This is a genomic window from Pseudomonas sp. SbOxS1, assembly GCF_013416725.1.
In the GTDB taxonomy this organism is placed as follows: Bacteria; Pseudomonadota; Gammaproteobacteria; order Pseudomonadales; family Pseudomonadaceae; genus Aquipseudomonas.
In genome coordinates this window covers 372,094-396,374 of record NZ_JAAVXC010000002.1, presented here as the reverse complement: position 1 = coordinate 396,374, position 24,281 = coordinate 372,094, and the positions used below count along the sequence as shown (strand labels likewise).

21 protein-coding genes and 2 pseudogenes are annotated in these 24,281 nt (G+C 59.4%); 5 read left to right on the top strand and 18 right to left on the bottom strand.

All coding sequences use genetic code 11. The features are described 5' to 3' along the window. Positions 1-38 precede the first annotated feature (38 nt). On the top strand, positions 39-680 hold the full coding sequence (locus HFK74_RS02750) for an HD domain-containing protein (RefSeq protein ID WP_180202239.1): 642 nt from the start codon (positions 39-41) through the stop codon (positions 678-680). 148 nt (positions 681-828) lie between these two features. Here HFK74_RS02750 and HFK74_RS02745 read toward each other — a convergent pair whose 3' ends face one another. From HFK74_RS02745 to HFK74_RS02730, 4 genes are all read right to left on the bottom strand, one after another. After that, positions 829-1,716: an ABC transporter permease subunit gene (locus HFK74_RS02745; protein ID WP_180202238.1), complete on the bottom strand. Its 888-nt coding sequence runs from the start codon at positions 1,714-1,716 to the stop codon at positions 829-831. Beyond that, entirely contained in the window at positions 1,713-2,594 is an 882-nt protein-coding gene (locus tag HFK74_RS02740; RefSeq protein WP_177325085.1) for an ABC transporter permease subunit, read from the bottom strand. The genes HFK74_RS02745 and HFK74_RS02740 overlap by 4 nt, the downstream gene beginning before the upstream one ends. A gap of 35 nt (positions 2,595-2,629) precedes the next feature. Then, the gene (locus HFK74_RS02735) at positions 2,630-3,772 is read right to left on the bottom strand and encodes an ABC transporter ATP-binding protein (RefSeq protein ID WP_008064958.1); all 1,143 of its coding nucleotides are present in this window, start codon (positions 3,770-3,772) and stop codon (positions 2,630-2,632) included. 73 nt (positions 3,773-3,845) lie between these two features. Next, entirely contained in the window at positions 3,846-4,943 is a 1,098-nt protein-coding gene (locus tag HFK74_RS02730; protein ID WP_008064957.1) for a polyamine ABC transporter substrate-binding protein, read from the bottom strand. A 153-nt stretch (positions 4,944-5,096) separates the two neighbouring features. On the opposite strand from HFK74_RS02730, the pseudogene HFK74_RS33405 reads away from it, so the two are divergent. Then, positions 5,097-5,183 (top strand): annotated as a pseudogene (locus HFK74_RS33405) (outer membrane lipoprotein carrier protein LolA); the annotation flags it as partial. Positions 5,184-5,185: 2 nt separating this feature from the next. On the opposite strand, the gene HFK74_RS02725 reads toward HFK74_RS33405, so the two are convergent. From HFK74_RS02725 to HFK74_RS02710, 4 genes and pseudogenes are all read right to left on the bottom strand, one after another. Further along, on the bottom strand, positions 5,186-6,298 hold the full coding sequence (locus HFK74_RS02725) for a polyamine ABC transporter substrate-binding protein (protein WP_110747941.1): 1,113 nt from the start codon (positions 6,296-6,298) through the stop codon (positions 5,186-5,188). Positions 6,299-6,467: 169 nt separating this feature from the next. Beyond that, complete coding sequence (locus tag HFK74_RS02720) at positions 6,468-7,832, bottom strand: aspartate aminotransferase family protein (protein WP_180202237.1); 1,365 nt, start codon at positions 7,830-7,832, stop codon at positions 6,468-6,470. A gap of 59 nt (positions 7,833-7,891) precedes the next feature. Continuing rightward, the gene (locus HFK74_RS02715; protein ID WP_180202236.1) at positions 7,892-9,250 is read right to left on the bottom strand and encodes a glutamine synthetase family protein; all 1,359 of its coding nucleotides are present in this window, start codon (positions 9,248-9,250) and stop codon (positions 7,892-7,894) included. Positions 9,251-9,374: 124 nt separating this feature from the next. After that, positions 9,375-9,647, bottom strand: a pseudogene (locus tag HFK74_RS02710) (gamma-glutamyl-gamma-aminobutyrate hydrolase family protein); the annotation flags it as partial. A 278-nt stretch (positions 9,648-9,925) separates the two neighbouring features. Here HFK74_RS02710 and HFK74_RS02705 point away from each other — a divergent pair. After that, complete coding sequence (locus HFK74_RS02705) at positions 9,926-11,302, top strand: glutamine synthetase family protein (RefSeq protein ID WP_007976355.1); 1,377 nt, start codon at positions 9,926-9,928, stop codon at positions 11,300-11,302. 223 nt (positions 11,303-11,525) lie between these two features. Beyond that, the gene (locus HFK74_RS02700) at positions 11,526-12,164 is read left to right on the top strand and encodes a TetR/AcrR family transcriptional regulator (RefSeq protein ID WP_180202234.1); all 639 of its coding nucleotides are present in this window, start codon (positions 11,526-11,528) and stop codon (positions 12,162-12,164) included. Between the two features lie 175 nt (positions 12,165-12,339). Here HFK74_RS02700 and HFK74_RS02695 read toward each other — a convergent pair whose 3' ends face one another. From HFK74_RS02695 to HFK74_RS02655, 9 genes are all read right to left on the bottom strand, one after another. Continuing rightward, the gene (locus HFK74_RS02695; RefSeq protein WP_007967989.1) at positions 12,340-12,555 is read right to left on the bottom strand and encodes a molybdopterin-binding protein; all 216 of its coding nucleotides are present in this window, start codon (positions 12,553-12,555) and stop codon (positions 12,340-12,342) included. Positions 12,556-12,588: 33 nt separating this feature from the next. After that, positions 12,589-13,395, bottom strand: a complete 807-nt coding sequence (gene ssuB / locus HFK74_RS02690) for an aliphatic sulfonates ABC transporter ATP-binding protein (protein WP_180202233.1) — start codon at positions 13,393-13,395, stop codon at positions 12,589-12,591. Beyond that, positions 13,392-14,174, bottom strand: coding sequence for an aliphatic sulfonate ABC transporter permease SsuC (gene ssuC / locus HFK74_RS02685; RefSeq protein WP_180202232.1), 783 nt, complete (start codon positions 14,172-14,174; stop codon positions 13,392-13,394). Before ssuC ends, ssuB begins: the two co-directional genes overlap by 4 nt. Before the next feature lie 8 nt (positions 14,175-14,182). After that, positions 14,183-15,331 (bottom strand): FMNH2-dependent alkanesulfonate monooxygenase, encoded by a 1,149-nt coding sequence (gene ssuD, locus HFK74_RS02680; protein ID WP_166618582.1) that lies wholly within the window; start codon positions 15,329-15,331, stop codon positions 14,183-14,185. A gap of 25 nt (positions 15,332-15,356) precedes the next feature. Beyond that, the gene (locus HFK74_RS02675) at positions 15,357-16,322 is read right to left on the bottom strand and encodes a sulfonate ABC transporter substrate-binding protein (protein ID WP_180202231.1); all 966 of its coding nucleotides are present in this window, start codon (positions 16,320-16,322) and stop codon (positions 15,357-15,359) included. 90 nt (positions 16,323-16,412) lie between these two features. After that, complete coding sequence (ssuE, locus tag HFK74_RS02670) at positions 16,413-17,006, bottom strand: NADPH-dependent FMN reductase (protein ID WP_180202230.1); 594 nt, start codon at positions 17,004-17,006, stop codon at positions 16,413-16,415. A 314-nt stretch (positions 17,007-17,320) separates the two neighbouring features. Continuing rightward, positions 17,321-17,959, bottom strand: coding sequence for a peroxiredoxin (locus HFK74_RS02665; RefSeq protein ID WP_096514324.1), 639 nt, complete (start codon positions 17,957-17,959; stop codon positions 17,321-17,323). Positions 17,960-18,253: 294 nt separating this feature from the next. After that, positions 18,254-19,594, bottom strand: a complete 1,341-nt coding sequence (locus tag HFK74_RS02660) for an OprD family porin (protein WP_180202229.1) — start codon at positions 19,592-19,594, stop codon at positions 18,254-18,256. A 403-nt stretch (positions 19,595-19,997) separates the two neighbouring features. Further along, positions 19,998-21,341: an OprD family outer membrane porin gene (locus HFK74_RS02655; protein ID WP_180202228.1), complete on the bottom strand. Its 1,344-nt coding sequence runs from the start codon at positions 21,339-21,341 to the stop codon at positions 19,998-20,000. Between the two features lie 362 nt (positions 21,342-21,703). On the opposite strand from HFK74_RS02655, the gene tauA reads away from it, so the two are divergent. Then, positions 21,704-22,693, top strand: a complete 990-nt coding sequence (gene tauA, locus HFK74_RS02650; protein ID WP_180202227.1) for a taurine ABC transporter substrate-binding protein — start codon at positions 21,704-21,706, stop codon at positions 22,691-22,693. Between the two features lie 114 nt (positions 22,694-22,807). On the opposite strand, the gene argA is transcribed toward tauA, so the two are convergent. After that, the gene (gene argA / locus HFK74_RS02645) at positions 22,808-24,106 is read right to left on the bottom strand and encodes an amino-acid N-acetyltransferase (protein ID WP_180202226.1); all 1,299 of its coding nucleotides are present in this window, start codon (positions 24,104-24,106) and stop codon (positions 22,808-22,810) included. Between the last annotated feature and the right edge of the window lie 175 nt (positions 24,107-24,281).

Below are 24,281 nucleotides of genomic sequence, written 5' to 3'. Positions count from 1 at the left end.
CTCAGCGCCGCCCCGGCGTCAACTTTGAGGAAAAGCCCATGAGCACCACCATCGCAGGCATCAAGATCCCCGACAGCGCCTTGGCCAAAGCTACCACCGAATACATCCGCGACATCGAATCCGACCTGCTCTACCACCACTCGCGCCGGGTGTTCCTGTTCGGTGCGCTGAGCGGCGAGCGCAAGCAACTGGCCTACAACCCGGAGCTTTTGTATGTCGGCGCGATGTTCCATGACCTGGGTCTGGTGGAGGGTTATCGCAGCGCCAACGAACGCTTCGAAGTCGATGGTGCCAACGCGGCGGCCGCGTTTCTCAAGCCCTACGGCTTTAGCGATGACGACATCGAGCAGGTCTGGCTGTCGATCGCCCTGCACACCACGCCGGGCGTGCCGCAGCACCTGAGGCCGACCGTGGCGCTGGTGACCGCCGGCGTTGAAATGGACGTGCTGGGCATGGACTACGCGGCGTTTTCCACGGTGCAGCGTGAAGCGGTGGTGCATGCGCATCCACGGGGTGAAGGGTTCAAGGAGTGCATCATCTGCGCCTTTGCCGACGGCTTGCGCCATCGTCCGCAGACCACGTTCGGCAATGTGAAGACCGACGTGTTGATGGATCAGGAGCCGGGGTTCAAGCCGATGAATTTTGTCGAGGTCATCCGCCAATCTCCCTGGATTTCCTGACCGACAAAAAACCTGTGGGAGCGAGCCTGCTCGCGATGGCGGTGTATCAGACGACAGAGATGCCGACTGACACGCCCTCATCGCGAGCAGGCTCGCTCCCACAATGGATCTGGGTTGGCCACAGGATGTGGTCAACCCGATTTCAGGTTCAAGCCGCTTCCGGCTGCGCGCGACGCACGTCCGGTTGCTTCCACGAATCGGCAGCGCTTTCTTCGATGGCTTGCTGGATCGCACGCTTGCGCGCTTCTTCGGCACGACGGCTGAAGAACCAGACCAGGAACGTCATCAGCGACACCGCCAGCAGGATCAGGCTGGCCACGGCGTTGATCTCGGGTTTCACACCCAGGCGCACCGCCGAGAACACTTCCATCGGCAAGGTGGTGGAACCCGGCCCCGACACGAAGCTCGCCAACACCAGGTCATCCAGCGACAGGGCAAACGACATCATGCCGCCCGCCGCCAGCGATGGGGCGATCATCGGGATGGTGATCAGGAAGAACACCTTCCACGGCTTGGCACCGAGGTCCATGGCCGCCTCTTCGATGGACAGGTCCAGCTCACGCAAGCGCGCCGACACCACCACCGCCACATACGCCGCACAGAACGTGGTGTGGGCGATCCAGATCGTGACGATGCCACGCTCCTGCGGCCAGCCGATCATCTGCGCCATGGCCACGAACAGCAGCAACAGCGACAGACCGGTGATCACTTCGGGCATCACCAACGGTGCCGTGACCAGGCCGCCGAACAGTGTACGGCCCTTGAAGTGGGTGATGCGGGTCAGGACGAACGCGGCCAGCGTTCCCAGTGCGACGGCTGCAATCGCGGTGTAGCAGGCGATTTCCAGCGAGCGCACCACCGAGCCCATCAGTTGGGTGTTGTCCATCAGGCCGACGTACCACTTGATCGACCAGCCGCCCCACACCGTCACCAGTTTCGAGGCGTTGAAGGAGTAGATCACCAGGATCAGCATCGGCAGGTAGATGAACATCAGACCCAGTACCAGCATCAGGCTGGAGAAACGGAAGCGTTTCATTCTTTACCCTCCATTTCCTTGGCCTGACTGCGGTTGAACAGAATGATCGGCACAATCAGGATCGCCAGCATCACCACCGCCAGGGCGGATGCCACCGGCCAGTCACGGTTGTTGAAGAACTCTTGCCAGAGCACTTTACCGATCATCAGGGTCTCCGGACCGCCGAGCAGTTCCGGGATCACGAACTCACCCACCACCGGGATGAACACCAGCATGCAGCCGGCGATGATGCCGTTTTTCGACAGCGGCACGGTGATCTTCCAGAAGCTGTTGAAGGTGCTCGAACCGAGGTCAGACGCGGCTTCCAGCAGGCTGGTGTCGTGCTTCACCAGGTTGGCGTACAGCGGCAGGATCATGAACGGCAGGTACGAATACACCACGCCGATGTACACGGCGAGGTTGGTGTTGAGGATCTGCAGCGGTTCACTGATCCAGCCCATGCTCATCAGGAAGCCGTTGAGCAGGCCGTTGTTGCTGAGGATGCCCATCCACGCGTAGACGCGGATCAGGATCGCGGTCCAGGTCGGCATCATGATCAGCAGCACCAGCACCGTTTGCAGCTCTTTGCGGGCGCTGGCGATGGCGTAGGCCATCGGATAGCCGATCAGCAGGCAGAGGATGGTGCTGATCAGCGCCATCTTCAGCGAACCGAGGTAGGCGGCGATGTACAACTCATCGTCGCCGAGCATCGCGTAGTTGCCCAGGTTGAGCAGCACCTGCAGCTTCTGTTCGGCGTAGCTGTAGATCTCGGTGTACGGCGGAATGGCCACGTCGGCTTCGGCGAAGCTGATCTTCAAGACGATGAAGAACGGCAACATGAAGAACAGGAACAGCCAGATGAAGGGAACCCCGATGACCAGCTGGCGGCCACCGGGAATTATTCGATTGAGCCGGCGTTTGAATTTGCGCATGTTCATGAGCGAAGTACCACGCCGCTATCGTCTTCCCAATACACGTACACCTGGTCACCCCAGGTCGGCCGCTGGCCGCGGCGCTCGGCGTTGGCCACGAACGACTGGACGATCTTGCCGCTCGGCAGTTCGACGTAGAACACCGAGTGACCACCCAGGTAGGCGATGTCGTGCACCTTGCCGCTGGACCAGTTGTATTCACAGGTCGGCATGGTCGGGGTCACCAGCAGTTTTTCCGGACGGATCGCATAGGTCACGGACTTGTCCTGCACCGAGGTGCTGATGCCGTGCCCCACATAGATCTTCCGGTCGAGGTCCTTGCAGGTGATGATCGCGTGGCCCTCGGCGTCGTCGATCACTTCACCGTCGAAGATGTTGACGTTGCCGATGAATTCGCAGACCAGGCGGCTGGTCGGGGTTTCGTAGATGTCGATCGGGCTGCCGATCTGGGCGATCCAGCCCAGGTGCATGATCGCGATGCGCTCGGCCATGGTCATGGCCTCTTCCTGGTCGTGGGTCACCATGACGCAGGTTACGCCGACGCGCTCGATGATCTCCACCAGCTCCAGCTGCATTTGCGAACGCAGTTTTTTATCCAGCGCGCCCATTGGCTCGTCGAGCAGCAACAGCTTCGGACGCTTGGCCAGCGAACGGGCCAGGGCCACACGCTGACGCTGGCCGCCGGACAACTGATGCGGCTTGCGCTTGGCGTACTGGGTCATCTGCACCAGCTTGAGCATATCCGCCACCCGGGCATCGATCTCGGCGGCAGGCAGCTTGTCCTGCTTGAGGCCGAAGGCGATGTTCTGCGCCACGGTCATGTGCGGGAACAGGGCGTAGGACTGGAACATCATGTTGATCGGCCGCTCGTACGGCGGCATGTCGGTGATGTCCACGCCGTCGAGGAAGATCCGCCCTTCGGTCGGTCGTTCGAAGCCGGCGAGCATGCGCAGCAGAGTGGATTTGCCCGATCCCGAACCGCCGAGCAAGGCGAAAATCTCGCCTTTCTTGATTTCCAGGGACACGTCGTCCACGGCAATCGTCTCGTCGAACTTCTTCGTGACCCGGTCGATTTTGACCAGCACCTGCTTAGGTGACTGGTCGCCCTCGAGGGCTTTCTTATAGGCGCCGGAGGCAACTGCCATTTACGAAACTCCCGAAAAAAAAGAGTACAGTTCGCTCAAGCTGAGCCAACCTTGGATAGTTTGAGCCTTGAAGCTATTTACCCGACTTGACCTTGGTCCAGCTGCGGGTCATCAAACGTTGAATGTTTGGTGGTAACTCGATGGACACGTAGGTCTTGTCGAGTACGGCTTGCGGTGGATAAACCGCTTCGTCGGTGCGAATGGACTGTTCCATCAGTTTGTCCGACCCGGGGTTAGGGTTGGCGTAGCCGACGTAATCACTGACCTGGGCGATCACCTCAGGTTTCAGCAAATAGTTGATGAACGCGTGCGCTTCTTTCACGTTGGCCGAGTCCTTCGGAATCGCCAGCATGTCGAACCACAACGCACCGCCTTCCTTGGGAATCGAGTAGGCGATGTTCACGCCTTTCTTGGCTTCGGCCGCGCGGTTGCGCGCCTGGAACATGTCGCCGGAGAAACCGATGGCCACGCAGATATCGCCGTTGGCCAAGTCCGCGATGTATTTGGAGGAGTGGAAGTAAGTTACGTAAGGGCGCACCGCCAGCAACTTGGCTTCGGCCTTTTTGTAGTCTTCGGGGTTGGTGCTGTTGGCATCCAGGCCCATGTAGTTGAGGACCGTCGGCATCATTTCATCGGCGGAGTCGAGGAACGCCACGCCGCAACTTTGCAGTTTCTTGATGTTCTCCGGTTCGAATACCGCGGCCCAGGAATCGATCTTGTCGACGCCCAGCACAGCCTTGACCTTGTCGACGTTGTAACCGATGCCGTTGGTGCCCCACAGGTACGGCACGGCGTACAGGTTACCCGGATCGTTCTGCTCCAGGCGCTTGAGCAGTACAGGGTCGAGATTCTTGTAGTTCGGCAACTTAGACTTGTCGAGCTTCTGGAAAGCACCGGCCTTGATCTGCTTGCCAAGGAAGTGGTTGGACGGCACGACCACGTCATAACCGGTACGCCCGGCCAGCAACTTGCCTTCCAGGGTTTCGTTGGAATCGAATACGTCATAAACCGGTTTGATGCCGGTCTCTTTCTGGAAGTCGGCCAGGGTGGTCTCGCCGATGTAATCCGACCAGTTATAAATATGCACGGTGCCAGCCGCCTGAACATTGACGGCAAGCGTCAACCCGGCAGCGACCAGCATGGCATTGCGCAACAAAGAAAAAATAGGCAAGTGGAGGTCCTCTAAAATGAGTTGGGCTCAAGTTGCCCCGCGTTACATGACAGCCATGGCTGCCTGACAACAAAACCGGCGCGCAACTTACCCTCGAAAAACCGTTCCAGCAAAACTTTTATACGGATAACTGTAGGAGCGAGCCTGCTCGCGATGGTCGTCAACGATAACGCTGGGTGCCTGACACCCAGCGGGGCTCTCAGGTTCATCGCGAGCAGGCTCGCTCCTACAGTGTGTATTACTTACTTACCGGATTTAATCTTGGTCCAGCTGCGAGTCATGATCCGCTGGGTCGCTGCCGGCAAGTCGGCAATCGCGTACAGCTTGGCCAGTACGTCCGCGGGTGGGTAGACGCCTGGATCGCTGGTGATGTCTTTATCAACCAACGGCGTGGCCGCTGCGTTACCGTTCGGGAAACGTACGGCGTTGGTGATTTCAGCCATGATTTCCGGCTTCTGCAGGAAGGTCATGAACTTATAGGCGCCCTCGACGTTTTCGGCATCCTTAGGGATGGCGACCATGTCGTAGAAGCTGCCAGCACCTTCTTTCGGAATGTTGTAGCTGACTTTCACCTTGTCACCGGCTTCAGCCGCGCGGGACTTGGCCTGGTAGATGTCGCCCGAGTAACCCACGGCCACGCAGATGTTGCCGTTGGCCAGGTCGGAGATGTACTTGGACGAGTGGAAATAGGCGATCGAAGGACGGACCTTCATGATCAACGCTTCAGCCTTGTCGATGTCTTCTTTCTTCTGGCTGTCGGTTGGCAGGCCCAGGTAGTGCAACGCCACCGGAATCATCTCGGTTGGCGAATCCAGCAGGCTGATACCGCACGACTTCAGCTTGGCGGCGTTTTCAGGCTTGAAGATCAGGTCCCAGGAATCGACTGGAGCGTCGGCGCCCAGTGCAGCCTTGACCTTCTCGGCGTTGAAGCCGATACCGATCGAACCCCACATGTACGGGAAGGCGTGCTCGTTACCCGGGTCGCTCACCGATACCGCTTTAAGCAGGTCGGTGTTCAGGTTCTTCCAGTTAGGCAGCTTGGACTTGTCCAGCTTCTGGTAGACGCCGGCCTTGATCTGCTTGGCCAGGAAGTTGTTCGACGGTACGACGATGTCGTAACCGGACTTGCCTGCCAGCAACTTGGCTTCAAGGGTTTCGTTACTGTCGAAGACGTCGTAGACAACTTTGATGCCCGACTCGTCTTCAAACTTCTTGATAGTGTCCGGAGCGATGTAATCAGACCAGTTATAGACGTGCAACACCTTGTCGTCCGCCTGAACCGCACCCGCCATAATGCCCATCAGGGACATGGCGAGGAGGGTCTTGCCAGCAAGCTTTTTTCCTAATGCCTTCATGCGTAATGCTCCAAATTTTTCTTTTTTGAACCACTTTGTTCAGCGGCCGAACCCGGACAACTGGAACCGCGGCTAGTCTGGCAAGATCCGAGGCGGTCTTTCAAGGAAAGGCCAACGTTTCTGACAGCTCTGAGCGAAAGTTTCATGACTCCCGCCCAGAGCCTAGCACTTAGGCCTGCAACGCACTCAGGGTCAGGTCAAGGCACTTGCGTGCCTTGGTCACCAACTCATCGATTTCCGCAGGCGAGATCACCAACGGTGGCGCGATGATCATGGTGTCCCCCACGGCACGCATGATCAGCCCGTTATCGAAGCAGAACTGCCGGCAGATCATGCCAACGCCCTTGCCTTCGTAGCGCTTGCGTGTGGCCTTGTCCTGAACCAGTTCGATCGCGCCCAGCAGGCCTACTCCACGAACTTCGCCCACCAACGGGTGATCATTCAGTTCGCGCAAACGTTTCTGCAAATACGGTGCCGTTTCTGTCTTCACGCGCTCGACAATTTTTTCGTCGCGCAGGATACGGATGTTTTCCAGGCCTACAGCCGCCGCCACCGGGTGCCCGGAGTAGGTGAAACCGTGGTTGAAATCGCCGCCTTCGTTGAGCACTTCGACCACTTCATCGCGCACGATCAGGCCACCCATAGGGATGTAGCCGGAGGTCAGGCCTTTGGCGATGGTCATCATGTCGGGCTTGAGGTCGTAGAAATCGCTGCCGAACCACTCACCGGTACGGCCGAAACCGCAGATCACTTCGTCAGCCACGAACAAAATGTCGTACTTGGCGAGGATTTCCTTGATGCGCGGCCAGTAGCTGTCTGGCGGAATGATCACGCCGCCGGCGCCCTGGATCGGCTCGGCAATAAAGGCGCCGACGTTGTCCACGCCCACTTCCAGGATTTTCTCTTCCAGCTGATTGGCAGCCCAGATCCCGAACTCTTCCGGGGTCATGTTGCCGCCTTCGGCGAACCAGTACGGCTGGGCGATGTGGACGATACCCGGAATCGGCAAATCGCCTTGTTCGTGCATGTAGGTCATGCCGCCCAGGCTCGCGCCGGCCACGGTGGAGCCGTGATAGCCGTTCTTGCGGCTGATGATGACTTTCTTCTTCGGCTGGCCCTTGATCGCCCAATAGTGACGAACCATACGCAGCATGGTGTCGTTGCCTTCGGAGCCGGAACCGGTGAAGAACACGTGGTTCATGCCTTCTGGCGCAACATCGGCGATGGCCTTGGCCAGTTCCAGCACCGGCGGGTGGGCGGTCTGGAAGAACAGGTTGTAGTACGGCAGCTCGCGCATCTGCTTGCTGGCGGCGTCGGCCAGTTCATCGCGACCGTAACCGATGGCTACGCACCACAGGCCGGCCATGCCGTCGAGGATCTTGTTGCCTTCGCTGTCCCACAGGTAGACGCCCTTGGCGTTGGTGATGATCCGCGGGCCCTTCTCCTTCAGCTGCTTGAAGTCGCTGAACGGGGCCAGGTGGTGATCGCTGCTCAGGGTTTGCCATTCACGGGTTTGCGGGTTGTTGCTGGTCATACCAATCTCCTAAAAAGTCCAGGTGAGAGCGCCACCCGACAACGGCGGCGCCCGGCGCGTCAGACGGCAAAAAGCAGGAATTCCCGTTCCCACGAACTGATCACGCGCTTGAAGTTTTCATGCTCGGCCCGCTTGACCGCGACGTAGCCAGTGATGAAAGTTTTGCCTAGGTAACGCTCGATGGTTGCGCTGTTTTCCATGCGCTCGAGCGCGTCTTCGATGGTCAGTGGCAGGCGCAGGTTGCGGCGCTCATAACCACGGCCCACCACCGGTGCACTCGGGTTCAGGCCTTCGACCATGCCGATGTAGCCGCACAGCAGGCTTGCGGCAATGGCCAGGTACGGGTTGGCGTCGGCACCCGGCAGGCGGTTTTCCACGCGCCGGTTTTGTGGGCCGGCATCCGGTACCCGCAGGCCCACGGTGCGGTTTTCTTCGCCCCATTCCACGTTCACCGGTGCCGAGGTGTCCGGCAGGAAGCGGCGGAACGAGTTGACGTTGGGTGCGAACAGCGGCAACAACTCGGGAATCAGTTTCTGCAGGCCACCGATGTGCTGCAGGAACAGCTCGCTCATGGTCCCGTCTTCATTGGAGAAGATGTTCTTGCCAGTCTCGATGTCGATGATGCTCTGGTGCAGGTGCATGGCACTGCCCGGCTCGCCGGTCATCGGCTTGGCCATGAAGGTCGCCGCCACGTCGTGCTTGAGCGCGGCTTCGCGCATGGTGCGCTTGAACACCAGGATCTGGTCGGCCAGGGACAGTGCGTCGCCGTGACGGAAGTTGATCTCCATCTGCGCCGTGCCGTCCTCGTGGATCAGCGTGTCGAGGTCCAGTTCCTGCAGTTCGCACCAGTCATAGACGTCCTCGAACAGCGGATCGAACTCGTTCGCCGCCTCGATGGAGAACGACTGGCGGCCGATTTCCGGGCGACCGGAGCGGCCGATGGGCGGCTGCAACGGATAATCCGGGTCGTCGCTGCGCTTGGTCAGGTAGAACTCCATTTCCGGCGCCACGATCGGCTGCCAGCCTTTGTCGGCATAGAGTTTGAGGACCTTCTTGAGCACGTTGCGCGGCGACAGCTCGATCGGGTTGCCCTGCTTGTCGTAAGTATCGTGGATGACGATGGCGGTCGGTTCGATGGCCCATGGCACCGGGTACACCGCGTTCTGGTCGGGGCGGCAGATCATGTCGATGTCGGCCGGGTCGAGCAGCTCGTAATAGATGTCGTCTTCGACGTAATCGCCGGTCACGGTCTGGAGCAGCACACTTTCTGGCAGACGCATGCCTTTTTCGGCGATGAATTTGTTGGTCGGCGAAATCTTGCCCCGGGTAATCCCGGTCAAGTCGGCGATCATGCATTCGACTTCTGTGATCTTGTGGTCTTTCAACCAATCGGTGAGCTGGTCGAGGTTGTTACTCATAAATGCCTCTAGGCTTTGAGTTTCCTGACACTTGAGGTCAGGCGATAGTTGACGCATCGGCGTCGCGGTGAAATGCAAGTTTGCGCCAGGCTACCGTGCTTGTGTGTACTTCTGCGCATATCAGGCGTGCAGAATCGCGAGCGGTGCCCTGCACAAAGGCCGAGCCGCTATTGTGAATCGGTTCTATATTGAATGGAGTAACCGTAATGGGTGTGCCGTCGAGGCCGTCCAGAATATCGGACAGGGACGGTTGATCCGCCAGGGACGGGAAGATCACCGACAGGCTCTGGGCCACTGCGGCCACGGCGCTGACGTGGATGTCGCCACTGATGTGATAAGCATTCAGACCGGTCTGCGAAGAGCAGGCGGTAACGCCGATTATCGGCAGGCGAGACATGAAGCACCCCGGTATTATTGCTGTTATGGGTTTGATTCGAGCTTAGCCTTGTTCATTTTTTTACACAACACCCCCGTAAAAAATACAACACGGCCCGCTCAAGCCTGCGGGCGTCAAACGGCCAAGGGGTATAAAAACGCCCCAAAGCGCCTCAAAAAAGCCACGCGAGCGCTTTTTTAGGGCAAAAAAGGCCTCGCTTGACTTCGGCATGCCGTTCGGGTTGACTGGAATCCGAAAAGATCAATGATTGATATTTTTAACAACAAAGGTGTTGCATCATGTCGGTACCCCCGCGTGCCGTTCAGCTTAACGAAGCGAACGCGTTCCTTAAGGAACATCCTGAGGTTCTGTACGTTGACCTTCTGATTGCGGATATGAATGGTGTGGTGCGCGGCAAGCGCATCGAACGCACCAGCCTCCACAAGGTTTACGAGAAAGGCATCAACCTGCCGGCCTCTCTATTTGCCCTGGATATCAATGGCTCCACGGTGGAAAGCACCGGCCTGGGCCTGGACATCGGTGATGCTGACCGAATCTGCTATCCAATCCCCGATACCCTGTGCAACGAGCCCTGGCAGAAGCGCCCGACCGCGCAACTGTTGATGACCATGCACGAACTCGAAGGCGAACCCTTCTTCGCTGACCCGCGCGAAGTGCTGGCCAACGTGGTGCGCAAGTTCGACGAAATGGGCCTGACCATCTGCGCCGCGTTCGAACTCGAGTTCTACCTGATCGACCAGGAGAACGTGAACGGTCGTCCGCAACCCCCTCGCTCGCCGGTTTCCGGCAAACGCCCGCATTCGACACAGGTCTACCTGATCGACGACCTCGACGAATACGTCGACTGCCTCCAGGACATCCTGGAAGGTGCGAAAGAGCAAGGCATCCCGGCCGACGCCATCGTCAAGGAAAGTGCCCCGGCGCAGTTCGAAGTGAACCTGCACCACGTGGCCGACCCGATCAAGGCCTGCGACTATGCAGTACTGCTCAAGCGCCTGATCAAGAACATCGCCTACGACCATGAGATGGACACCACCTTCATGGCCAAGCCTTACCCGGGCCAGGCGGGCAACGGTCTGCACGTGCACATTTCGATTCTCGACAAAGACGGCAAGAATATTTTTGCCAGTGAGGATCCCGAGCAGAACGCCGCGCTGCGACACGCGATCGGCGGTGTGCTCGAGACCCTACCGGCGCAGATGGCTTTCCTCTGCCCGAACGTCAACTCCTACCGTCGTTTCGGCGCGCAGTTCTATGTGCCGAACTCGCCGTGCTGGGGCCTGGACAACCGCACCGTGGCGATTCGCGTACCGACCGGCTCCGCCGATGCCGTACGTATCGAACACCGTGTGGCCGGCGCCGATGCCAACCCGTACCTGCTGATGGCTTCGGTTTTGGCAGGCGTGCACCACGGTCTGGTCAACAAGGTCGAACCTGGCGCTCCAGTCGAAGGCAACAGCTACGAGCAAAACGAGCAGAGCCTGCCGAACAACCTGCGTGATGCGTTGCGCGAGCTGGACGACAGCGAAGTCATGGCCAAGTACATCGATCCGAAATACATCGATATCTTCGTGGCCTGTAAAGAGAGCGAGCTGGAAGAGTTCGAACACTCCATCTCCGACCTTGAGTACAACTGGTACCTGCATACCGTGTAAGTGGTTGCACTAAACAAGAACGCCGCCGGCCTCACAGCCCGCGGCGTTTTTTTATGGCCGCCTGCGGCGGTTCGCTGGCAAGCCAGCTCCTACAGAGGGCGCGTTGAACACAAATCCATCGTTCAGCGCGATCCGTGTAGGAGCTGGCTTGCCAGCGAAGGCGTCCTGGCAGACAACACAGAAGCCTGCTCGTACAATGCCCCCTGCCCCGCAGGAGACTCCAATGACCCGCACCGCCACCCCCCGCAAACCCCGCGCACGCAGCCAGGCCCGGATCGATTCGATACTCGATGCCGCCCGCACGCTGCTGGCTGCCGAGGGCGTGGCCAGTCTGTCGATCTACAGTGTCGCCGAACGCGCGCAGATCCCACCCTCCTCCGTGTACCACTTCTTCGCCAGCGTCCCGTCCCTGCTCGAAGCGCTGACGGCCGACGTCCATGCGGCCTTCCGCGCCTGCCTGCAGGCGCCCATCGACCATGACGCATTGAGTGGCTGGCGTGACCTGTCGCGGCTGGTCGAGCAGCGCATGCTCGACATCTACGACGAAGACGCCGCCGCCCGCCAGCTCATCCTGGCCCAGCACGGCCTGACTGAAGTCACCCAGGCCGACCGCCAGCACGACATTGAGCTGGGCGACCTGATGCACAAGCTGTTCGATCACCATTTCGAGCTGCCACGGCTGCCGGACGATGTCGATGTGTTTGCCCTGGCCATGGAGCTCGGTGACCGCGTTTATGCGCGCTCGGTGCAGCAGCATGGGCAGATCACGCCGCGCATGGCTGAGGAAGGGATGCGGGTGTTTGATGCGTATCTGGGGCTGTACCTGCCGCCCTATTTGCCAAAGCGCGCTATTCCAGGCTGATTTTTTCATTGGCCTGACTGGCCTCATCGCGAGCAGGCTCACTCCTACATTTGGAATGCGTTTCCCTGTGGGAGTGAGCCTGCTCGCGATGGCCGCACCGCCGGACTCACTGATTGACGCGCATAAAAAACCCCGAAGGGCTCGAACCCTCCAGGGTTGTTTGCAGTGCATGCCCTTACAACTTGGCGATCGACACCTCGGTGGATTTCACGAACGCGATCACTTCGCTGCCCACCGCCAGTTCCAGCTCTTTCACCGAACGCGTGGTGATCACCGACGTGACGATCCCGGAAGCCGTCTGCACATCGATTTCCGACAGCACGTCACCGAGGACGATTTCCTTGATCGAGCCTTTGAACTGGTTGCGAACGTTGATGGCCTTGATAGTCATGATGTTGATTCCTGTCGTTGATTGAGGCTTGAGTTATTGAGCCCAACGCAACTGCGTAGGCAAGGGTGAAACAGGTTCCGGTTCCGGCGGCTGGCCAGGTAGCGACAGCACGCGGTTGAGGACTTCGGTTTCCAGCGCCGCCAGGCGATGGGAGCCGCGTACCCGAGGGCGCGGCAGTTCCACGTGCAGGTCGAGGCCGACTTCGCCGTCCTCGATCAGGATCACCCGATCGGCGATCGCCACCGCTTCGCTGACGTCGTGGGTGACCAGCAACACGGTGAAGCCGTGCTGTTGCCAGAGCCGTTCGATCAGTTGCTGCATTTCGATGCGGGTCAGGGCATCCAGCGCACCCAATGGCTCGTCGAGCAACAGCAGGCGCGGTTGATGGATCAATGCACGAGCCAACGCCACACGTTGCTTCTGCCCTCCGGACAAGGCCGCCGGCCATTCATTGGCGCGATCCGCCAGGCCAACCGCCTCCAGGGCTTCCAGCGCTTGCGGCCGCCAGTTGCCCTTGAGCCCAAGGCCGACGTTATCGATGATTTTTTTCCACGGCAGCAGACGCGCTTCCTGGAACATCAGCCGCGTATCTTCCCGAGCCTCGCTCAGCGGCGCGGAGCCGGCCAGCAAGTCACCGCCCGTAGGCTGGTCGAGCCCGGCCAGCAGGCGCAGCAAGGTACTTTTGCCGCAGCCGCTGCGACCGACCACCGCGACGAACTGACCGGCTGGAATGTGCAGGTCGATCTCGCGCAGCACCTGCCGCGAGCCGAAGGTTTTTTGCAGCTTGCGCACCGCCAGCGGAATCCCGCGCAGCAGGCGTGGAGGTTGTTGAGCAGTCATGCGGCACCTCCTTTAACGACTTGATAAGCCGGATGCCAGCGCAGCCACACACGCTCAAGTCCACGGGCCGCGAGGTCGGCCAGTTTGCCGAGCACCGCGTACAGCAGAATCGCCAGGACCACCACGTCGGTCTGCAGGAACTCCCGGGCATTCATCGCCAGGTAGCCGATGCCGGAGCTGGCGGAGATGGTTTCGGCGACGATCAGCGTCAACCACATGAAGCCCAAGGCAAAGCGCACACCGACCAGGATCGAAGGCAACGCCCCCGGCAAAATCACCTGGCGGAACAGGCTGAAACCGGACAAACCGTAGCTGCGCGACATTTCCACCAACGCCGGGTCGACGTTGCGGATGCCGTGATACGTGTTGAGGTAGATCGGGAACAAGGTGCCCAGGGCCACCAGGAAAATCTTCGCCGACTCGTCGATGCCGAACCACAGGATCACCAATGGAATCAGCGCCAGGTGCGGCACGTTGCGGATCATCTGCACCGAGCTGTCGAGCAGGCGCTCGCCCCATTTCGACAGACCGGTGATAAAGCCCAGGGTCAGGCCGATGCCGCCACCAATGGCGAAGCCCAGCGCCGCGCGCCAGCCGCTGATGGCCAGGTGCGTCCAGATTTCACCACTGCTGACCAGGCTCACCCCGGCTTCGATCACGGCAACGGGCGCCGGCAGAATCCGCGTCGACAACCAGCCCGCCGACACCGATAACTGCCACACCGCCAACAGCAAGACCGGCAATGCCCAGGGTGCAAGGCTGTGAATGATCTTCTTCATGGCGCGCCTCAGCTCTGGGACGCGGCTTTAGGGAGAATGTCGTTAGCGACCATCTCGCCAAACGGGCTGACGTAACCGGCGCTTTTCGGCAGCTCGGGACGCTCGATATCCAGGTGCGGGAACAACAGCTCGGCAACGCGATACGACTCTTCCAGGTGTGGATAACCGGAGAAGATAAAGGTGTCGATACCCAGGTCCGCGTACTCCTTCACGCGGGCAGCCACGGTTGGACCGTCACCCACCAGCGCCGTGCCGGCACCGCCGCGCACCAGGCCAACACCGGCCCACAGGTTGGGGCTGACTTCCAGGTTGTCACGATTGCCACCGTGCAGCGCAGCCATGCGTTGCTGGCCCACGGAATCAAAGCGCGCCAGTGAAGCCTGGGCACGTGCGATGGTGTCGTCGTCCAGGTGCGAGATCAGTCGATCAGCTGCTTGCCAGGCCTCGGCGTTGGTTTCGCGCACGATCACATGCAGACGAATGCCGAAGCGCACGGTGCGCCCGAGCTTGGCGGCCTTGGCGCGCACCTGGGCGATTTTCTCGGCCACGGCGGCCGGTGGCTCGCCCCAGGTCAGGACCATTTCGACCTGCTCTGCAGCGAGGTCTTGTGCCGCTTCCGACGAGCCACCGAAGTACAGCGGCGGACGCGGTTGCTGGATCGGCGGATAGAGCAGCTTGGCGCCCTTCACGCTGATGTGCTGACCGTCGTAATCGACGGTTTCGCCTTCCAGCACGCGACGCCAGATGCGAGTGAATTCCACCGAGGCCTGATAACGCTCTTCGTGGCTCAGGAACAGACCGTCACCGGCCAATTCTTCCGGATCACCGCCTGTCACCAGGTTGAACAGCGCACGCCCGCCGGACAAGCGATCCAGGGTCGCGGCCTGACGCGCCGCCACCGTCGGGGAAATGATCCCGGGGCGCAGCGCGACGAGGAATTTCAAACGCTGGGTCACCGGAATCAGCGACGCGGCCACCAGCCACGAGTCTTCGCAGGAACGACCGGTAGGGATCAGCACCCCGCCGAAGCCCAGGCGATCCGCCGCTTGCGCGACTTGTTGCAGGTAACCGTGGTCGACGGCGCGAGCGCCTTCGGCGGTGCCAAGGTAATGGCCGTCGCCGTGGGTAGGCAGGAACCAGAAGATATTGAGGCTCATGGAGTGGTCTCCTTAGGGAATCGAATTACTGTGCTTTGGCAACGGCCGCCGGTGGCGTCCAGATCACATCCTTGATGCTCAACGGCTTGGGAATCAGCTTGAGCTGATAGAAGCTGTCGGCGATTTTCTGTTGCGCGGCGACCACTTCCGGGGTCAGGAACAGCGCGCCGTAGCCCTGGCGTTTCACCGACGTCAGGGTGATGTCCGCCGGCAGGCCGAGCAGTGGCGAAACCTGTTTGGTCACGTCTTCCGGATTGGCCTTGGACCATTCACCGACCGCGCGCACTTCTTCCACGAGGGTCTTGATCACCTCAGGGTTTTTCTGTGCATAGGGCTTGGTGGCGAGGTAGAACTGGTGGTTGTCGACGATGCCCTGGCCATCGCGCAGGGTGTGCGCTTGCAGTTGCTGTTCGGCGGCGGCCTGGTACGGGTCCCAGATGACCCAGGCATCGACGCTGCCACGCTCGAACGCGGCGCGGGCATCGGCCGGCGGCAGGAATACGGTCTGGATATCGGTGTACTTGAGGCCGGCGTCTTCCAGGGCGCGGACCAGCAAGTAGTGCACGTTGGAGCCTTTGTTCAGGACAACTTTCTTGCCCTTGAGATCCTTCACCGATTTGATCGGCGAGTCCTTCGGTACCAGGATCGCTTCGCTGTGCGGCGCTGGCGGTTCGTAGGCGACGTAGAGCAGATCAGCGCCGGCTGCCTGGGCAAACACTGGCGGGGTTTCGCCGGTGACGCCGAAGTCGATGGAGCCGACGTTCAGGCCTTCGAGCAGTTGCGGGCCACCGGGGAATTCAGTCCATTGCACGTCGACGCCTTGGGCGGCGAGGCGTTTTTCCAAGGTGCCCTTGGCTTTGAGCAGCACCAGGGTACCGTATTTCTGATAGCCGATTCGAAGTGTCTCGGCCTGAGCTTGAGTAATGGCGCCGAAGGTGACAGCCGCAGCAAACAGAGCGACCAGACCGCGACGCAAAATGACAGGGCGCATGGCGCTCTCCTTTTTGCAGTTGGGTTTTTGGCTGCACCTGCTTGCCCGTTAGCGGGCGAGTAAGGCCAGTACATCAATTTGGGGTAAGGCTTAAATGCTCCAGCGAGCACTCAACAAACGATCATTCAACAATTGCGGATCGAGCGGCTTGGGCCGTCGCGTCATGGCGCTGAAAAACAACTCCAGCGACTCGTTCAATCTTTGCTCCAGCTCTGGCGCCAACTGCGCCTGGGCGCTGCCTTCGCCGTAAGCGATCTGGCTGTCGACGGCGAAGATCCCCTGGAGCAGTTCCTGGGCCTTCAATGCCGACAACACCGGCTTGAGCGCGTAATCCACCGCCAGCATGTGGGCGATGCTGCCCCCGGTTGCCATTGGCAACACCACTTTGTGCGCCAGGGCACGCTCGGGCAGCAGATCCAGCACGGTTTTCAACGCACCGGAAAACGAAGCCTTGTAGACCGGCGTGGCGATCAGCAGGCCATCGGCGTTTTCAATCTGTTGCAGCAGGTTGATCACCTTCGGGCTGTCGAAGCGTGCATGCAGCAAGTCTTCGGCCGGGAAGTCCCGTACCTGGTAGCTCACCACTTCCACGCCCTGCCCTTGCAACCAACGCTGGGAGCGCTCCAGCAACACCCCGGAACGGGAGCGCTGGCTGGGACTGCCACCGAGTGAGACGACCAGCATTCAGAGGATTCCTTGAACGGTGTTGGCGATTCGCGGTTTGCGATCTCGCTTTGATGAGGTGACCTTAACAGGTGATTTATATATCCATAAATCATATTTATTCATTTGGTTATTCGTTTTGGAGATATGAGTTCAATTTCTTCCAGACGAAAAAAAAGGCCGTCGAAACGGCCTGAAATCCCCTGCTTTGATTGATCGTTCCCACGCTCCGCGTGGGAATGCAGCCCGGGACGCTCCGCGTCCCCTCAAGAGCCGAACGCAGAGCGTCCGTGGAGGCATTCCCACGCGGAGCGTGGGAACGAGCGATGTACGGGCTACCGGTTCGGCTGCGGCGTCAGGCGCAGGTACGGTTTCACCGCGCGATAGCCCTTGGGAAAGCGCTGTTTGATTTCATCTTCATCCTTGAGCGACGGCACGATCACCACCTCATCACCGTCCTGCCAGTTGGCCGGGGTGGCCACCTTGTAGTTGTCGGTGAGTTGCAGCGAGTCGATCACCCGCAGGATTTCATTGAAGTTGCGGCCGGTGCTCGCCGGGTAGGTGATGGTCAACCGGACCTTTTTGTTCGGGTCGATCACGAACAGCGAGCGCACCGTCAGGGTGTCGTTGGCATTGGGGTGGATCAGGTCGTACAGGTCCGAGACCTTGCGGTCGGCATCATCAAGAATCGGGAAATTGACCACGGTGTTCTGGGTTTCGTTGATGTCTTCGATCCACCTGTGGTGCGAATCCACCGGGTCGACGGACAGCGCGATGGCCTTGACTCCACGCTTGGCGAATTCATCTTTCAACCTGGCCGTGAAGCCGAGCTCGGTGGTGCACACCGGCGTGAAGTCGGCCGGGTGGGAAAACAGCACACCCCAGCTATCGCCCAGCCACTGGTGGAACCGGATGGTACCGGCGCTGGAATCCTGTTCGAAATCCGGGGCGATATCGCCCAGTCTGATGCTCATGGTGCTGCTCCTGGTGAGTGCTGGTTGAGATCAACTGTGCCTGCATTTCTTATTCATTAAAAAGAATAAATATCGATTTGTTTAGCTCTAAAAAGAATATTAAACATCTCTTCACTGGACGCGCGAATGCATCGCGCCGAACATCCACCACAAGGTTCGAGAAGGCCTTGAGTTGCTGCAAAGAGGGGACTTTCCAGGCGGGTTTACGGGGGTGAGCCCGCCTCGAAAACACAAAAGCCCCGCCCGACGTGATGCCGGGCGGGGCTTTTTTTTGCTTGGGTTACCCGAGCGCTATTACAACAGCGGGATCGAGTAGCTGACGATCAGGCGGTTCTCGTCCTGGGAACGAGTGTTCGGCAGATCGGTGCGCCAGGTGGCGTTTTTCCACTGCACGCCGAGGTTTTTCAACGCACCGGACTGAACGACGTAACCCACGGTCAGGTCGCGTTCCCACTCGGAAGCGCCGCTGGCCGCTTCACGACCGGCAGCGTTGACGGTATCAATGTCGTCGCCATGCAAGTACACCACGCCCGCCGTCAGGCCAGGTACGCCGACCTTGGCGAAATCGAACGAGTAACGTGCTTGCCAGGTTTTCTCGCCGGCACGGGCGAACTTCTGGATTTGCGAATCGGTGGTGATGTAGGCCGATGCACCGTCGCCCTGGTTCAGGTACGGGAAGTCGCTGCTGCCGTTGCTGACCTGGTAACCACCACCGAAGGTGTGACCTTCAACGGTGTACAGGAACAGACCGCTGTACAGGTTGTTGTCGACCTTGCCTTTACCGCTTGGGGCGTTGTAGTTGCCAGTGGTGAAGTACAGCGGATCGTGACCGTTGGCACCGTCATCGGAGCTGTTGAAGTAGCGCAAATCCGACTTCAGTACGCCGGGGCCGATTGCCCAGTTGTGCACCAGGCCCAGGAAGTGTTGCTTGTAGAACTCTTCCAGGTTGCCGTAGTAGTACTGAGCCGTCAGGTCCTTGGTGAGTTTGTAGTCACCACCGGCGTAGATGAACTTGTTGCTGTCGCGGAACTTGGGACCGCGAGTGTTTGCACCCGAAATCGACAGCTGCTCGTTGTTGCTGGAGTTACGGCCTTTAGCGGCTTCGATCTGACCGCCGACCAGCGTCAGATCCTTGATGTCGCCGGAAGTGATCTGGCCGCCCTGGAAGGTTTGCGGCAGCAGACGACCATCGTTGGTCACGATGACCGGCAGTTTTGGCTGCAGAGTACCCAGCTTCAGCTCGGTCTGGGAAACCTTGGCTTTGGCAGTCAGACCCAGGCTGGAGAAGTTATCAACCGCCTCGCCATTGGATTTGCTTGGGAAAACCGTGCCACCGTAAGAGGTTGCAGTGGCGCCGTTGGTGCCGCCACCCGAATCCAGCTTGACGCCCAGCAAGCCGATCGCGTCGATACCGAAGCCGACAGTGCCCTGGGTATAACCGGAGATGAAACGCAGATCGAAGCCTTGGCCCCATTCTTCGTTTTTGTTCGGACCGGTACCGTCACGATAGTCAGTGTTGATGTAGAAGTTGCGCAGCCCCAACGTTGCCTTGCTGTCTTCGATGAAACCGGCGGCGCTTGCCTGCTGCGCCAAAACCCCTACGGCCACAGCCAGGGCCAAGGTGGACTTGTTCATTGTTTCGCTCCTATCGTTTTCTAATTCTTGGTCCTGGGTCGAATGCCCTGGATCCGTAAGCGCCTTTCGCGCCAGACCGTCTGGACCGGTCGTTTTTTTGGGTCGCGCAGAATACCCCTTCATAATCCTAAAAAGAATTGAGAAATCCATTTTAATCGCATTCAGGAATATGCCCCGACAGCGCAGACCCGAGGTATCGGCGACAAACCGATTCCTGGAAAATTTGGGTGTTCGGGAGGTTTGAAACTTGATCCGAGGCTTACGGTGCCTCTCGGAAGGCCTTACTTTAAGCGCTTAAGAAAAAAGCTAAAAAGAATAAAAAATCATCACGTGCATTGTTTATGGAATATAAAAATGGACGCGAAAAAAAGCCTCGTCCAAAGACGAGGCTTCTGGCTACGGCTTACTTGAAGGCGTAGGTGTAGTTGAAGATCAGACGGGTCTGGTCTTCATCAAGCGTACTGGTGTTGCCACGATACATACCGTGACGCAGGGTCGTACCGAACCCTTTGAGCGGACCGGTTTGAATCACGTAATCCACACGCAGGTCGGTCTCGCGCTCGTTCAGGTCATCACCCACGCCATTGGTGGCCTTGATGTCCCGGCCGTACAGGTAAGCAGCCGAAGCTTTCAAACCTGGGACGCCCAGCGAAGCGAAGTCGTAAGAGTACTGGCCGTACGTGGTGTTTTCACCGGCACGAATAAAGCTGCCCACGGTGGCATCGGTGAACGAGTAGAAGCTGGCGCCGCCGGCACCTTCGTTACGACCATTGCCATCGACAACGTTGCCCTGGTTCAGGAAGACGAAGCCACCGTCATCGTTGACACGCTGGTGCCCGAGCAGGAATGCACTGCCACCCAGGGTGTAGGTGAACGTGGCGCTCCAGGTCTTGTTATCGACCTCGCCCGGGGTCTTGGCAAAGCCGTTGTTGTTGTTAAATTGGTAGCCCGCCTGGCCGCTGCCGTTCTTGCCATCGGAGCTGCTGTCGAAGTAGCGAATGTCAGTCTTGAACGACTGGTTAGGCGCGATCGGGTAAACGTGCACCAGGCCGAGGAAGTTCTGCTTGTAGAAGTCTTCCAGGTTCGCGAAGTAGTACTGCAGCAACAGGTCTTTGGTGACCTTCCAGTCAGCACCGGCATAACGGAACTGGTTGCTGTCCTGGGTTGCGCCAGCCACAGACAGGCCGGTGCTGTTGGAGGAGGCGCGACCGGTCGCGTGCTCGAGTTGACCGACGTTGAAGGTGACGTTGTCGATTTCCTTCGAGGTGATGGTGCCACCTTCAAAGGTTTGTGGCAGTACGCGACTGTCGTTCGCGATCAGGATCGGCATGTTCGGCTGCAAGGCACCACCGTAGTGGGCCTCGGTCTTCGAGAAGCGTGCCTTGACGTTGGCCGCTGCACGGGTCCACGAACTCTCTGCCGAACCATCGGAATCGCTAGGGGAGAAGGAGTTGTTGTCCGGGTGATGGCCCTTGCCGCCATCCAGATGGATGCCGACCAGCGCCTGGGCGTCGATACCGAAGCCCACAACGCCTTGGGTGAAGCCCGACTGGTAATCGAACTTCAGACCCTCAGCCGCTTCGCGCTGCCGGTTGGCAGGCGTCGAGGCACCTTCACGCTTGTCCGAGTCGAAATAATAGGTACGGGAACTTACGGAAGCCTTGCTGTCGTCGATGAAACCCGCGGCGCCTGCCTGCTGCGCCATAACCCCTACGGCCACGGCCAGCGCCAAGGTGGACTTGTTCATTGTTAAACTCCTCTCGTCTCTAATTCTTGTATTCCTGGCCCGGAATCGATGCCCCGGGTCCTAAGATGCGCGATTAGCGCCAGAGCGTGACCCACAAGTCAATCGTAACTTTGTGTGTCTACGACCATAGTCTAATCCGCCGTTTTTTGGTCCCTACAGGTTCATGAGATCGTCATAAACCTGAAAAGAATGATCGGATTCTTTCCTCATACCCTTTAGGAATTTAGCTCACCGCCTCATCGCCCTCGGGATAGAGCGGCTGACTCATAAGCTAATTCCTAAATGGTATTTATTGGTCGTTTTTTAGATCGATTAGGTTTAGTAGCAATTCCGCCATAAAACCTGTCGAAGAGGCCGATGCCATGACGATCAAGCGCGCACTATCCCGACCATTTGTTACAGTTTGTGTATCGTTGATGGTTTCTTTTTCCGCCCACGCGGCGAACCTCACGGTGGGTTACCAGACCGGTATCGATCCGAGCAAAGTCCCCCAGGCCGATGGCCTGTACGAAAAGACCATTGGCGAGAAAATCGACTGGCGACGCTTCAACAGTGGCCCGGAAGTGGTCACCGCCATTGCCTCCGGCGATGTGCAGATCGGCAACCTCGGCTCCAGCCCACTGGCCGCCGCGGCTTCGCGCAATCTGCCGATCGTCGCGTTCCTCGTTTCCGCACAGATCAATGCCGCCGAAGCCTTGGTGGTGCGCAACGGCAGTGGCATCGATAAACCGCAAGATCTGATCGGCAAGACCATCGCCACGCCGTTCGTTTCCACCTCTCACTACAGTCTGTTGGGCGCGCTGAAGCACTGGGGGCTGGACGCGTCGAAAGTCAAAGTGGTGAACCTTCAACCGGCAGAAATTGCCGCCGCCTGGAAGCGTGGAGACATCGACGGCGCGTTCGTCTGGTCGCCGGCTCTGGGGGAAATTCGCAAGACCGGCAAGACCTTGACCGATGCCGCGCAAGTCGGCCAATGGGGTGCACCGACCTTCGAAGTCTGGGTAGCGCGCAAGGATTACGCCGAGAAGCACCCGGAGGTCATCGCCCGGTTCGCCAAGGTCACCCTGGACTCATTTGCCGACTATGCGGCGCATAAGGACAGCTGGACCGCGGATTCGGTACCGGTGCAAAAAATCGCCAAATTGACCGGTGCCAACGCCGCCGACGTGCCGGAACTGCTGGCCGGGTCCGCGTTTCCGGATGCCAAGGCACAACAGACCAGCGCACTGCTGGCCGGCGGTACGGCGCAGGCGATTGGCGAGACGGCGAAGTTCTTGAAGGAACAAGGGAAGGTTGAAACAGTGCTGCCGGATTACTCGCCGTATGTCAGCGCGAAGTTTGTGCAGCAATAACGCAACATACTGTGGCGAGGGGATTTATCCCCGCTGGGCTGCGCAGCGGCCCCAAAAATGGGACTGCTGCGCAGTCCAACGGGGATGAATCCCCTCGCCACGACAGCCCTCGCCTTAGAGGGTTTTTTCGAAGATCTTCGAGTTACGCTGATAGTTGTACAGCGATGCCCGTGCCGACGGCAGGCGATCGACGCTGCTCGGCACAAAGCCGCGCTCGCGGAACCAGTGAGCCGTGCGCGTGGTGAGGACGAACAAGGTTTTCAGCCCCTGGGCCCGTGCGCGAGTTTCAATGCGTTCGAGCAGTTCATCGCCGCGACCGCCATGCCGGTACTCCGGGTTCACCGCCAGGCACGCCAGCTCTCCGGCATCGGAATCGGCGATCTGATACAGCGCCGCACAGGCGATGATCATGCCCTCACGCTCGACCACGCTGAACTGCTCGATCTCACGCTCGAGCACTTCGCGTGAGCGACGCACCAGAATCCCCTGCTCTTCCAGCGGGCTGATCAGGTCCAGCAAGCCGCCGACGTCTTCGATGGCCGCTTCGCGCACCACCTCGAATTGCTCCTGGGCCACCAGCGTGCCGCCACCGTCACGGGTGAAGAGCTCCGTCAGCAGCGCACCGTCTTCGGCGTAGCTGACGATATGGCTGCGGGCCACGCCGCCACGGCAGGCTTCAGCGGCGGCATCCAGCAGCTCGGCCTGGTAGTTGCTGCCCAGACGTTGCAGATGCGCTGGCACCTGTTGTGGACGCAGTTCGCGTACCAGCCGGCCGTGTTCATCGATCAAGCCCAGGTCGGCACCGAACAGCAACAGTTTGTCTGCGCCCAGGTCGATGGCCGCGCGCGTGGCGACATCTTCACAGGCGAGGTTGAAAATTTCACCGGTCGGCGAATAACCCAGTGGCGACAAGAGCACGATGGAGCGCTCGTCCAGCAGGCGATTGATGCCCTTGCGGTCAACCCGACGCACTTCACCGGTGTGGTGATAGTCGACACCCTCAAGCACGCCGATCGGCCGCGCGGTCACCAGGTTGCCGCTGGCCACCCGCAGGCGCGAACCCTGCATCGGCGACGACGCCATGTCCATGGACAGTCGCGCTTCGATGGCGATGCGCAGTTGGCCAACCGCATCGATCACGCACTCCAGGGTCGCGGCATCGGTGATGCGCATCCCGTGATGGTAATGCGGGGTCAGGCCGCGAGCTTCGAGGCGCGCTTCAATTTGCGGGCGCGAACCATGGACCAGGACCAACCGCACGCCCAGGCTGTGCAACAACACCAGGTCGTGGACGATGTTGCCGAAGTTCGGGTGTTCAACGCCATCGCCGGGCAGCATGACGACAAAGGTGCAATCGCGGTGGGCGTTGATGTAGGGCGAAGCGTGACGAAGCCAATTGACGTATTCGGGCATGAACCTGGGCCTGTAATAAATAGCAGCCGAAAAAAGGGCGGAACAGAAAACGCACAGCGGGCTGATGGTTATCGTCGGAACAGGCTTGGCGACACGCGCGCTCTCCTCATGAATACGGGTTGGGACATCGGCAATTTATACGGTTAATCGACCAAAACACAGATCCTGTGGGAGC

Coding starts and splice junctions, on each gene's coding strand:
- HFK74_RS02750 (WP_180202239.1), top strand. CDS start 39: ATGAGCACCACCATCGCAGGCATCAAGATCCCCGACAGCGCCTTGGCC.
- HFK74_RS02745 (WP_180202238.1), bottom strand. CDS start 1,716: ATGAAACGCTTCCGTTTCTCCAGCCTGATGCTGGTACTGGGTCTGATG.
- HFK74_RS02735 (WP_008064958.1), bottom strand. CDS start 3,772: ATGGCAGTTGCCTCCGGCGCCTATAAGAAAGCCCTCGAGGGCGACCAG.
- HFK74_RS02725 (WP_110747941.1), bottom strand. CDS start 6,298: ATGAAGGCATTAGGAAAAAAGCTTGCTGGCAAGACCCTCCTCGCCATG.
- HFK74_RS02720 (WP_180202237.1), bottom strand. CDS start 7,832: ATGACCAGCAACAACCCGCAAACCCGTGAATGGCAAACCCTGAGCAGC.
- HFK74_RS02715 (WP_180202236.1), bottom strand. CDS start 9,250: ATGAGTAACAACCTCGACCAGCTCACCGATTGGTTGAAAGACCACAAG.
- HFK74_RS02705 (WP_007976355.1), top strand. CDS start 9,926: ATGTCGGTACCCCCGCGTGCCGTTCAGCTTAACGAAGCGAACGCGTTC.
- HFK74_RS02700 (WP_180202234.1), top strand. CDS start 11,526: ATGACCCGCACCGCCACCCCCCGCAAACCCCGCGCACGCAGCCAGGCC.
- HFK74_RS02695 (WP_007967989.1), bottom strand. CDS start 12,555: ATGACTATCAAGGCCATCAACGTTCGCAACCAGTTCAAAGGCTCGATC.
- ssuB (WP_180202233.1), bottom strand. CDS start 13,395: ATGACTGCTCAACAACCTCCACGCCTGCTGCGCGGGATTCCGCTGGCG.
- ssuC (WP_180202232.1), bottom strand. CDS start 14,174: ATGAAGAAGATCATTCACAGCCTTGCACCCTGGGCATTGCCGGTCTTG.
- ssuD (WP_166618582.1), bottom strand. CDS start 15,331: ATGAGCCTCAATATCTTCTGGTTCCTGCCTACCCACGGCGACGGCCAT.
- HFK74_RS02675 (WP_180202231.1), bottom strand. CDS start 16,322: ATGCGCCCTGTCATTTTGCGTCGCGGTCTGGTCGCTCTGTTTGCTGCG.
- ssuE (WP_180202230.1), bottom strand. CDS start 17,006: ATGCTGGTCGTCTCACTCGGTGGCAGTCCCAGCCAGCGCTCCCGTTCC.
- HFK74_RS02665 (WP_096514324.1), bottom strand. CDS start 17,959: ATGAGCATCAGACTGGGCGATATCGCCCCGGATTTCGAACAGGATTCC.
- HFK74_RS02660 (WP_180202229.1), bottom strand. CDS start 19,594: ATGAACAAGTCCACCTTGGCCCTGGCTGTGGCCGTAGGGGTTTTGGCG.
- HFK74_RS02655 (WP_180202228.1), bottom strand. CDS start 21,341: ATGAACAAGTCCACCTTGGCGCTGGCCGTGGCCGTAGGGGTTATGGCG.
- tauA (WP_180202227.1), top strand. CDS start 21,704: ATGACGATCAAGCGCGCACTATCCCGACCATTTGTTACAGTTTGTGTA.
- argA (WP_180202226.1), bottom strand. CDS start 24,106: ATGCCCGAATACGTCAATTGGCTTCGTCACGCTTCGCCCTACATCAAC.